This window comes from Pseudomonas sp. DW-iso17, from assembly GCF_058725345.1.
The window spans coordinates 527,817-539,196 of record NZ_JBZXEA010000032.1 but is presented as its reverse complement, the minus strand read 5'-3'; the positions used below and the strand labels follow the sequence as shown (position 1 = coordinate 539,196).

The 11,380-nt window shown below is 57.0% G+C and carries 8 protein-coding genes; 4 read left to right on the top strand and 4 right to left on the bottom strand.

What is annotated here, in order from left to right:
- The first annotated feature begins 132 nt into the window (after positions 1 to 132).
- Entirely contained in the window at positions 133 to 327 is a 195-nt protein-coding gene (locus AC4PS6_RS20555; RefSeq protein WP_232246130.1) for a toxin C-terminal domain-containing protein, read from the top strand.
- Between the two features lies 1 nt (position 328).
- The gene (locus tag AC4PS6_RS20550; protein WP_032872340.1) at positions 329 to 526 is read left to right on the top strand and encodes a hypothetical protein; all 198 of its coding nucleotides are present in this window, start codon (positions 329 to 331) and stop codon (positions 524 to 526) included.
- Positions 527 to 838: 312 nt separating this feature from the next.
- Here the strand turns inward: AC4PS6_RS20550 and AC4PS6_RS20545 are convergent, their stop codons facing one another.
- From AC4PS6_RS20545 to AC4PS6_RS20530, 4 genes are read right to left on the bottom strand one after another with little or no spacing between them, the layout of a single operon-like run.
- Entirely contained in the window at positions 839 to 1,174 is a 336-nt protein-coding gene (locus AC4PS6_RS20545) for an isochorismate lyase (RefSeq protein ID WP_014718554.1), read from the bottom strand.
- Between the two features lie 14 nt (positions 1,175 to 1,188).
- Positions 1,189 to 2,403: a histidine decarboxylase gene (locus tag AC4PS6_RS20540; RefSeq protein ID WP_106111177.1), complete on the bottom strand. Its 1,215-nt coding sequence runs from the start codon at positions 2,401 to 2,403 to the stop codon at positions 1,189 to 1,191.
- 39 nt (positions 2,404 to 2,442) lie between these two features.
- Positions 2,443 to 4,278, bottom strand: coding sequence for a (2,3-dihydroxybenzoyl)adenylate synthase (locus AC4PS6_RS20535; protein ID WP_020302735.1), 1,836 nt, complete (start codon positions 4,276 to 4,278; stop codon positions 2,443 to 2,445).
- Positions 4,279 to 4,306: 28 nt separating this feature from the next.
- Positions 4,307 to 5,452: an isochorismate synthase gene (locus AC4PS6_RS20530; protein WP_336826662.1), complete on the bottom strand. Its 1,146-nt coding sequence runs from the start codon at positions 5,450 to 5,452 to the stop codon at positions 4,307 to 4,309.
- Between the two features lie 141 nt (positions 5,453 to 5,593).
- Between AC4PS6_RS20530 and AC4PS6_RS20525 the strand changes: the two genes are divergently transcribed.
- Together AC4PS6_RS20525 and basC are read left to right on the top strand one after the other, a co-directional pair.
- Complete coding sequence (locus AC4PS6_RS20525) at positions 5,594 to 9,955, top strand: amino acid adenylation domain-containing protein (RefSeq protein ID WP_492180957.1); 4,362 nt, start codon at positions 5,594 to 5,596, stop codon at positions 9,953 to 9,955.
- Between the two features lie 92 nt (positions 9,956 to 10,047).
- Positions 10,048 to 11,367: a putative histamine N-monooxygenase gene (gene basC / locus AC4PS6_RS20520; protein WP_014718549.1), complete on the top strand. Its 1,320-nt coding sequence runs from the start codon at positions 10,048 to 10,050 to the stop codon at positions 11,365 to 11,367.
- The last annotated feature ends 13 nt before the right edge of the window (positions 11,368 to 11,380 follow it).

The following is an 11,380-nucleotide window of genomic DNA, read 5'->3' as shown; positions in this document are numbered from 1 at the left end:
AGGCAGAAGACTGGATAACCAGCTTCATGGCGTACGCTGCCGGGGGACAGGCCCACCGAGGCAAATTCTCCTCGTCCTCTTGCCGAACCTGTCTATAGGACAAATAAGGAGGACAAGCAGGCTGCAGAAGCGTTGGGGTATAAAAAAATCAACGAAACAGTTCATGATGGGCAGGCTGTTTTCAAACAGGGGAATTTGTATATCACTAGGGACCTTGACGGACATAACGGAGGAGCATGGAAAGCAGCTAAATCGGTTAAAGCGCTTGGCTCGAAAGATACGAGACTGGGTACTTTTGACGTGAATATGAAACGTATTGGTGATTGAAATGAAAAAAACTGAGATGCCGGATTGGATTACACGTGGGAAGACCATTTCTGAATTAATTGAAGAATTACGCTCATTTGAGGATCAAACTCTTATGGTTGAGATTTCAGTTGACGGTGGCGTAAGTAAAAAGCCAATCAGCTTGGTTGGGAAGGAAGATGGTGTCTGTGTTTTATTTAATTGCGAGTCGGATTTTTAACGCGGGCTATGGTAGTGCCGGGGGGGCGTAGAGCAGAATAGATGGGGCTACGGTGACTCTACCCGACACTGCGGCCAATCGAATTACGGGCAAGGTCAAATGCAAAGAATTCGATATCAGCATTATGGCGAAACAAAAAGGGGACAGATTTGAATGGCACTTAATTAACAGCTAACAGGCTGATCTGATTACAAAAAAATGAAGAAAAGGCCGCCCTTGGTCTACGGTGATAGTTGTGAACACACACCACTCGAACAAGGACAGCCCGCGTGAATCGCAGACCTCAAGTCGTCAGGCATCCACCCGCCATCGTCATGACTTGGCCTGCGCCGAGTACGTTGGTTGTCGGGTGGCCCGCCAATGCAGGATTTGCTGTTGAATATTCCAGTGAATAATCTGCTCGTAGAGCTTCTCGACGAAAGCGACATCAAGTTCGGCTTCTACCGCCCATAGTCGCCGCTCCTCAAGCATGGCCGCGACGCGTTCAGGTGCTGGAATGTCCTGTTCGTTGGCTTTGAACTGCGCCGCAGCCTTTACGTAACGCAGGCGTTTTTGTAGCGAGTCAAGGATCTGGCGGTCAAAAAAGTCGATGCCCGCTCGAATGTCATTGAGGTTCTCGCAGGCTTGTGGCGGTTTTAGCGGCAGCATGAGGCTGGTCTCTTTCAATAATGGGTACGCAAGTTGAATGACGCCGCGGGCAATCGCTCGACGACCGTTTGATCAGTGAATGCTCGCTTGGATCGAAGGGTATTCAGTTGAGCTTCGGCAACCACTTCGTCGATCAAGGCGTCGATCATGCTGCAGTCGTGATGATGAGGTGTGGTGATCAGGTGTGCCGAATTACCGGAGGTGGCCAGGCAGTATTTCGTCGCAATTCTTTCTGATGGGCAAGGGAACACGACGGTGATGGAGTTTTCGTTGCGCCAGGCATCAATGCCCGAGGCCTGGAAGCGGTCGACGGCGTACTGTGCCGTGTCTAGGCTGTGTTTGATTCGATGGCGCCATTCAGCCCATGAGTAGCTGCGCAGTGCCGCCCACATCATCAGGGGTGTGTGGCCGTTGCGCGAGCCGCTGATGGTCTTGTCATGGGCGCGGATATAGTCCACTTCCACTGAAATGCGCGCGACGTTGTTGCGTTTGGCCACGACAATTCCGCAAGGAATGGGCGAGCCGATCATCTTGTGGCCGGAGACGCAGATCGAGTCGATGCCGTCGGCAAACGAGAAGGGTTGTGGGTGATCGACGAAGGGCAGGATCATCCCGCTCAAGGCCGCATCAGCGTGCAGGTAGTAGTCGTGGCGGGCAATGCCTGCCTGTTGCAGGCGTTGCTGGATGGTCACGATATTATCCACGGCTCCACGCATCGTGGTGCCGATGTTGGCGAAGATGATGGGGTGACGCTCCTGGTCGGCGGTTATTTTTGCCATCAGGTCGTCGTAGTCGATTTCGCCATTGGGCAGCGATTCGACCGCACGGCATTTGATCCGCAATAATTTGACGATCTTTGCCACGGAGTAGTGGGTGTCTTTCGAGTAGTACAGGGTGCCGTCCGGAAACAGTTCGCGTCCCAGGTAGCAGCCAAACATATTGCCTTCCGTCCCGCCATTGGTGACGTAACCCCAACTGTCTTCAAGGGCAATGTTGAACAGCTCGGCGAAATACGTCATGACGTCTTTTTCAAAGTCGAACGAGTTCAACAGGTAGTTGCTGTACTCGTTCCAGTCCCCGCAGTTGTTAATTGAAAACTGCAAGAAACGGTGCAGCTGGGAGTAATCAAAATCGGCTGATTCGGGATACCCAATGTTGAAATACTGATGTGTCACGCAGTGCTGCCAGAAGCCTTCAAGCTTGCTTTGGTCGGCAGGGGATAAAGTCATGTCTAACTCCTTTTAAAACGACTGGGTGACGCCGCCCGGTCAGGCGGCTATCTGCCTCGCGTCTACCAATGACCACCAGCTGCTGAGCGTGGGCGAATCCGCCAGTTCTTCGAAGCTGACGGCAATGCCACGCTCCTTGAGTTCGGCAGCGAGTCTCATCACTTGCAAGGAGTCGAGGCCATAGAAAATCAGGTTTTCCTCGGGGTCCAGGTCTTCACAGTCCTCGACGAGTTGCCGCACGCGAGTCTGCAACCAGGCGCGGGTGGTTTCCGCTGCCAGAAGCTGACGCAGATGCTTCTTGTCAATCTTGCCCACGGGGGTCAGCGGCATGGTTTCGATTAACCGGATGCGGTCGGGCAGTTTGTATTCGGCGATGCCGAGTTCCATCAGGTGACGTCTGAGCGCGGGCGGCTTCAGGCTCGGGTTGCGTGAGACGACGAACGCGCAGCTTTTTTCTCCCAGCCTGTCATCGGGCATGGCCACCAAGCCCGCGTGAGTCACATCAGGATGGAGGACGATGAGGTTTTCGATTTCCTCCGAGGCGACTTTTTCACCGCCACGGTTGATCTGGTCCTTGACCCTGCCGACCACGCGCAAATCGCCGCTGGGCATGAGTTGGACGAGGTCGCCGGAGTAGTAGTACCCCTCGTTATCGAACGCCTGGGCATTTTGTTCGGGGCTTTGGTAGTACCCGCAAAAAGTGTAAGGGCCACGTGTGGCGAGCATGCCAGGTTCTCCGTCCGGGACGGGGAGGCCTTGTTCGTCAACGATTTTGATTTCATCGTCGGGGCTGATCGGACGGCCCTGGGTAGTAAAAATCTGTTCGTCGGAGTCATTTAGCCGGGTGTAGTTGATCAGACCTTCGGCCATCCCGAATACCTGTTGCAGCTTACAACCGAGCACGCCGGGCACCTGGCGTGCCAGCGAGTCGGCAAAACAGGCGCCACCTACCTGGAGGAACTCAAGCGATTGCAGTTGTTCTTTATGCTCCGGCGCTGCCTGCAGCCACAAGGCGACTGCACTTGGCACCAAGGCCACAGTATTGACTTCTTGGCGCTGGATGATCGAAAAACAGGTCAAGGGCTCCGGGCTGGGCGCCATGATGATGCAGCCGCCAGCATGTAGAACACCGAGGGCGCCGGGGGAGCTGAGCAAGAAGTTATGGGCGGCAGGTAGCGCGCATAGAAAGCGCGTGCGTGGGGTAAGTTCGCATACTTGCGCGCTTGCCCTTGCGTTGTAGTAATAGTCGTTGTGAGTGCGGGGGATGAGTTTGGGGGTGCCCGTGCTGCCGCCTGACAGTTGGAACAATGCGACCTCGCCGGGCCCCGAGGGGGAGACGTTCACGTTGCTCTCGCTCGGCGTATTGATCCAGTCGGCGAGGTTGTTTTCGTGACGTTGCTCGCCCAACAGCAAGATGATGTCTGGACTTGAACCCACCTCCTTGAAGACGGGGATATAGCTGTCGTCACGGAAGACTTCATGTTCGCGGGAAGCAATCAACAACGTTGGCGCGATTTGTTTGGCGTAACTCTTGAGTTCAAGTTTGCGATGGCTGTAGAGCGCGTTGAGGGGGGCGATTCCTGACTTGAGCAGGGCAAAAAGGACAATGTAAAACTCCGCGATATTGGGCAACTGCACCAGTGCAGTGTCACCGTTGCCAAGCCCGCTGGCGGCCAGTCGCGAGGCCAGGTTGGAAGACAATTGGTCCAACTCGGCATAGCTGAAGTGGCGATCGCCGCAAATAATCGCGGGGGCGTCGGGTTGCGACTGGCTGCGTTCCTGAAGGAGGTGGGTGAGCGGTTTGTCGAGCCAATAGCCTTTGTCCCGATAACGCTGTGCGCTTTCCAGAGGCCAGTGGTTAAATTCAATAGTCATAGTATTCACGTGTGAAAAAAAATTCGAGTTAGTGGGCCAATCCGCAGGCGCGCAGCATGGTGCCAAGCTTGGTCTGGACTTCTGCCCATTCGGAGTCGGGGCTTGAGGCTTCAACGATGCCTGCGCCGGCGAACAGGCGGACCTTGTTTCGCCTGACCGTGCCGCAACGAATCGTTACGACCCATTCGCCATTGCCCTGGGCATCGCACCAACCCACCATGCCGGTGAACAGGCCGCGCTCGAAGGGTTCGACGAAGCGAATCAGGCGCCGGGCGCGCTCGGTGGGGAAGCCGCACACAGCCGGTGTGGGGTGCAAGCGGCAGGCAAGCTGCAAGGCCGATACAGCCGGGTCTGCCAGCGTACCTTCGATGCGGGTCGAGAGGTGCCAGAGCGCGGGCGTGCTGATGAGGGAGGGGCGTTGCGGCACATTCAGCTGCGTGCATAGTTTCCCCAGTTGGCTGACGATGTCCTGGGTCACGAACCCGTGTTCGTAGTGATCTTTTTCCGATGTCAGCAACCAGTCTGCATTGCGCCGGTCGGCTTCTGGATCGGCCATGCGCTTGGCTGACCCTGCCAGCGGGTTGGACAGAAATCTCAGGCCTTCCTTGCGGACCAGAAGTTCGGGACTGACACCGATCAGCGTGGTGCCATCAGGCATTGGCACACGGAAGTGGTAGCCGCTCGGGTTCTGGGCTTTCAGGTTGTGCTGCAGGGCACTCACATCCACATCGTTTGCAAATATCAGCTCGCGTTGAACCGAGAGCACAGCCTTGCGTACGTCGCTGTGGCGGAAGTTGACGACGGCGTGTTCCACCGCCCGTTTGAAGGCCTGTTCGTCCGGAATGTTTTTCTGTTCGATCAACTCAGGCAGCGTCGACATACCCGTTTTCGCGTGGATGTCTCGGGTCCGCCATTGCGCGTGTTCGGGAATGTAGAGGCAGGAAGGTTCAGCAGGGTCGAAAGGGATGGCGCCAACGATGATTGGGTTGCTCTGGCCAGCTTCGCGCGCCCGATCAAGCGCTTGCACAATTGTCTGCTGGAACAGGCTATTGGCGTCATCGCCGCCAATGGCAGGTGTTTCAATTCTCTGCAGCATCCCGGTGACCGCTAACTCGCGATCGCCGGATGTGAACGAAAAACTACGTTGTACCTCTGCGAGTTGCACCTCTTCCATCTCGGTTGTTCTTAGGGTGCCCGTTCTCATTTGGGGGAAGCCTCCGTGGCCTAGGGATAAAAAGAAATCTTGAAATAGAATCATTATCGTTTCTAATATGTGATGCTAATCATTACGATTTGTCAATCACATGAGTGAGCCATGAGAGAGTTAACTTCAATGCAAGCCGCCTGTTGGATCGGGCGGACTGCTCATGCGTTTTTAGGGAAAGTTTCAGCTCATCTGTATGCCGAATTCGATGGCCATTGCATTGAGCTGGAGCGGCTGCGCAAGGCACTTGAGCAGGTATGTCGGCTGCACCCCATGCTGCGAGTCAGGCTGAATGCGGAAGGGCTTCAATCCATTGCTGCGATGGACCAGTCACCGCTATTGGAGGTGGAGGATTTACGTTCGATAAGTGAAGAGGAGGTTGCGCAGCGCCTGCTCTGCAAGCGTGAGGAATGGACTCATCAGCAGCTTGATCTGTGTCAAGGGCCCGTAGCACGGTTTTGTGTGAGCCTGCTGGCCAATGATGCGTTTCGGCTGCATGTCGATACGGACATGATCGCCATTGACCCATCCAGTTTTCGCACGTTGATAGAAGACCTGGCAGAGCTCTATGAACATCCAGAGGCCGCTCTGCCACACACGCCATCGTTCTTCGACTGGTATGACAAAGCGCGCACCGATAGCGCACTTAAAACGGCCCGCGACCGGGACCGTCGCTGGTGGCGCGAGCGTCTGCCTGATATCGCGCCGGCGCCGACGTTACCTTTTCTTGAAACCCCGCCTGACCAGCCGCACAGCGATCGACTCAGCACATGGCTGGGTCCAGAAGAGCGCCAGGCGTTACAGCGTCTCGCCCGCGAACGCAGAATAACGCTGTCTACCTTGATGATGGGGGTGTTTGCAGCGGCCCTCGGCGCCCAAACGGGAGACAAGCGATTTCGCCTCAATGTCCCTACGTTCTGGCGACCTGCGCTGGTGGGCGAGGTTGAGCGGATCGTCGGCGATTTTGCCAACATGCTGATTCTGGATATCGATCTGGAGGCGGCCCGGAGCCTGGCCGAGCTGTGCAGGCAACTGGCAGGCAATATGGTGGATTTGCTCGAGCATTGCGCTTATCCCGGGGTGAGCCTGATGCGCGACCTGTCGCGTCATCATGGCGCTGCGCAACTGGCCCCTGTTGTGTTTACCGCCGGGCTGGATCTGTCTGGCGCAGACCTTCTTTCTGAGCGGGTGCGGCGAGTGTTGGGCCCCATGAACTGGGTGGTTTCCCAAGGGCCTCAGGTTGCGCTAGACGCGCAGGTTGTCTGCGCCGACGGCGGCATCTTGATCAATTGGGATATCCGTCTGGATGCGTTACCACCAGCCTGGGTGTCGGAGTTTTTCGACCGTTTCGTGCTGATGGTGCGCGAGGTGGCCGCTTGCTCCGCTGTTCTGGACCAGCCTCTCTCCCAGCCAGCGGTTGTCGCAAAACCACTGACCGCTTTACAGCAGGCTTATTTGCTTGGGCGCAGCGCGCAGATGCCGCTGGGTGGTGTGGCCATGCAAGAGTTTCGCGAGTACCGCGGCGCTATGGATCCGGCACTGCTGCGGAGCCGGCTGGTCGAGATGGTCCAGCGCCACGAAAGCCTGAGAGTACGCATCGACGCGCAGAAACTCGTGCAGTTCGTCAGCGATGAGGTGCAGTTGAACCTGGACGAAGTCGACCTTACGACCTTATCGCCAGAAGAGGCGCTCAACTACGTCGAGGCGCGCCGCGAGGCGTATGCGCATGCGTTGTTCGAGCTGGACCGTTCGCCCTGGAACGTCACGATCTTCAAGCTTCCGGAGGGCCAGTTGAGCGTCTTCGTACGCCTCGACGCCTTGATTCTCGATGGGCGCTCAATCGCCACCCTCATGGTCGAGCTGTTCGACGGCACAACTGGCGAGGAGTCGTTCCCGCAGACGGCATCCGAGCCAGAGGATTTGGACAGTAAGCGCAAGGCAGATTCCGTTTATTGGAAAGCCAAGCTTGCTGCGGTCAGCGGGGCACCGCGGCTGCCGTGGATCACTGCGCTGGATCGGGTGGGCGCTTCACGCTACGAGCGACAGAGCCTGCTGATCCCCAAGCCTACGTTCGGCGCCTATTGCAAGTTGGGCGCGCGGCAGCGGCTGTTTAAAAACACCACGCTAATGGCACTGGTGCTGGAAGTGCTCTCGCACTGGCTCGATGAGGGTGGTTTGTGTGTTGCGGTGCCTGTTGCCCCGCAAACGGTCGGTGCCTTTGCGAATCGCTCAAGCTTTATCGCGATCAATTGGAGCGCCGAGCCAGATGGTTTTGCCGAACGCGCTGCCAAGCTGCAAGTAGATGTGCTGGAAGGGTTGCAGCACCTGAGCTTTTCAGGGGTGGACCTTGCTCGTTTGCTGTTCGAGTCCCATGGTCCCGGCCCGGTGCTTCCGGTGGTGATCACCAACGGGTTTTCCTGGCCAGTCTCGGCGCAGGGCAGCCCGATGAGCCTGCACGGCGGTCTGACCCAGACGCCACAGGTGGCGATGGATATTCGCTTCTCGGCCAATGCCGACGGCGAATTGGTGTTCGATATCGACTATGCACGCGCAGTGCTGGAGCCGGAGCTTGTCAGCGCCGTTTTGAACGCAATCGAAAAAGCGGTCGACCAAGCCACCACAAGCGGGGTTTTGGCCGTTGATGCCAAGGCGATAATCGAAAAAGGCCACTACCGTTTCAATAGTCGGGTCACTGAAGCGTGCCGCGAAGGGTTTCTCGACAGGATCGCGACCAACATCTTTGATCGGAGCAATACCAAAACTGCTCTTATCAGTGGTGATCGGCTAATCAGCTATGCCGAACTCGGCCACAGCGTGTGCTGCATCATCGGGGCATTGAAAGCGCGCGGATTATCACGTGGGCAAGTCGTCGCCATCTGCCTGCCTCGCAGCCCGGAACATACGATGGTGACGTTGGCGTGTGCTCTGACAGGCGTAATCTGGGTTCCCATCGACGTTTCAGCGCCGGCCGAGCGGTTGCGTTACCTGCTGGAAAACTGTCAGCCCGATCTTGTGGTGATTGCCCAGCATGAGTCTGTCGGCTCAGTCACGGCTACACCGGCGGAACTCTTGGCTGTGCAGACCCAGGCGATGCCCGTGCTGGATGACCTGTCGTTAAGCGACGCCCCGGCCTATTACCTTTATACCTCGGGCACCACTGGTAAACCCAAATGCGTGGTTCTGAACAACCGAGCCACCGCCAATGTCGTCGGCAGCACCCTTGAACGTTGGGCTGTCACCGAGCGCGATGTGTTCATGTCCGTGACTCCACTTCACCATGACATGTCGGTGTTCGACGTTTTCGGATGCCTGACGGCAGGGGCAACACTGGTGCTTACCGGGGGTGGCGAGGAAAAGGACGCCGTACGCTGGAACCAGTTGATCGCCCAACATCAGGTGACGTTGTGGTGCTCTGTGCCCGCTATTTTGGAAATGCTCCTTTCATGCCGCACCAGCCATGATTTGAAGAGCCTGCGTTTGATTGCTCAGGGCGGTGATTACATCAAGCCGGCCGTGATCGCCGAGTTGCGTGAACTGCTGCCGTCATCTCGGTTGATTTCCCTGGGGGGGCCGACGGAGACCACCATCTGGAGTATCTGGCATGAAATTACGGACGATGACCGTGCGCTGATTCCTTATGGAAGGCCCTTGCCCGGAAATAGCTACTTCGTCCTAGACCCACGAGGCGAGCATTGCCCGGCAGGCGTAGTTGGCCGAATTCACACCGCCGGCGTCAATCTCGCGCTGGGGTACCTCGAAAACGGCGAGTTGGCTCAAAGCGAGTTCGTGACCGTCACTGATGAACATGGCCAAGCCGTTCGGGCGTTCCGGACCGGTGACTGCGGGCGTTACCGCCGCGACGGTACCTTGATCTTCGACAGTCGGGTAAATGGCTACGTGAAAGTTCGCGGTGTGCGGGTATCGCTTCCGGATATCGAGATAGCGCTGATCAATCATCCGTCGCTCAGGCACGTGTTGGTCGTGGATTACGGCGAGCAGCGCCAAGGCGAGGTCTGCATTGGCGCTTTGTATGTCTGTCAGCAGGGCGGCGAAGAGCCGACCACCACCGAACTCCGCAACTTCGCCCGTCAGCACCTGCCGCACTCCCATGTGCCCACGCGTTTGCTCAGGGTGGACGCGTTGCCGCTGTCGCAGAACGGCAAGCCTGATCGTCAACGGGCCCGCAGCCTGCTTACGGCTTCGGTAAATGACGCAAGTGAGCCCGCTGCGATGAGGCGCTCGACCCCACGCAACAAGGTATTGGATATCTACTTGAGCGTACTGGGGCGACCGCTGGCGGATGGGGCGAATGCCAGCGTGGACTTTATTAGCCTTGGGCTACGGCCCCAGCATTTGAAGGCGATTTCGGCGCGGGTCCAAGAGGATTTCTCGGTGCGCCTTTCGCCAGGGCAGCTCCTACGCTGTCGCAATGCACAAGACGTTGAACGCCTGCTCATGGCTGAGGGTTCCTGAGCGTGTAACGGATGTTGATATAAGCGCGGTGGCGCGCCTGCGCGCACGTCAACTGCAATAACCAAACAGTTGGGCCTAGGGAGATGGATTGGATGATGGATGTACAAAGTGTTGATATTACCGGCGTTGGCATTGGCCCCTTTAATCTGGGTTTGGCCGCGTTACTGTCCAAGCATCCTGGCGTGACCGGTGTATTCCTTGACCGGAAAGCGGAATTTCGCTGGCATGAAGGGCTTTTGTTACCAGGCACAACGCTTCAGGTTCCGTTTCTGGCCGACCTGGTGACGATGGCGGATCCCACCCATCAGCTCAGTTATCTGAATTACCTGCATCAGCACGATCGCCTGTACCCGTTCTACTATTACGAAAACTTTCAGGTGCCTCGCCGTGAATACGATCACTACTGCCGCTGGGCGTCGCAGCAGCTGCCAGCCTGCCATTTCGGCGAGGAGATCTGTGATGTGACGTATGACGCCAACGCTGGCCAGTTTCTGGTAGAGAGCCAATCAGTGTCAGGCTTCAAGCGCTATTATCACAGTCGGGACCTGGCGATTGGTGTCGGTACGGCGCCTGTATTGCCCCAGTGGGCACAGGTCAAGAGCACCGCGCCGGTGATGCACTCGGCGGAGTTCGGCAAGCGTCAGCAACAGTTGTCGAAATGCCAGCGGGTCACGGTCATTGGCTCCGGCCAAAGTGCGGCCGAATGTGTGTTGGCCTTGTTCAGCGAGTTGACACCCGAGCGGATTGCAGCAGGGGCGTCGATTCGCTGGATCACACGCTCAGCGGGTTTTCATCCCATGGAGTATTCGAAACTGGGGCAGGAGTGTTTTACGCCGTCCTACATGGAGTACTTCCACAGCATTCCGAGGGAGCGACGCCGTGCCATCGTTGCAGGGCAAGGGCTGCTGTACAAAGGCATTAGCTTCTCGACCATCGCTGATATCTACGACCTGATCTATGAACGCTCGATTGGCGGCAGTGATCCGGGCCTGACGTTGCTATCCAATTGCGAGGTGCAGGCCGTGGAAGAGATTGATGGCATGCTGAAAATCGCTTACCGGCACCGTGAATTGAACCAGACCGGCACTCTTGAAGCTGATGCCATTGTGGCGGCGACAGGCTACGGGCATACATGGCCGCAGTGGTTTGAAAGGCTCAAGGGCGTGGTGCTTGAAACCGATGAGTATGGTGACTGTATCGTCCAGGACGATTTCACCGCACGCCGCTGCGATGCAGGCACGGGCCGTGTCTTCGTGCAGAATGCGGAGATCTTCCAGCATGGTGTTGGTTCGCCGGACTTGGGGATTGCGGCGATTCGCAATGCAACGATTATCAACCAGTTGCTTGGCCAGCCTTACTACCGCTTGCCCAAACGGTCATCGTTCCAGCGCTACGGGATGCATGAAGCGTAGAGCCGAGGGTTGA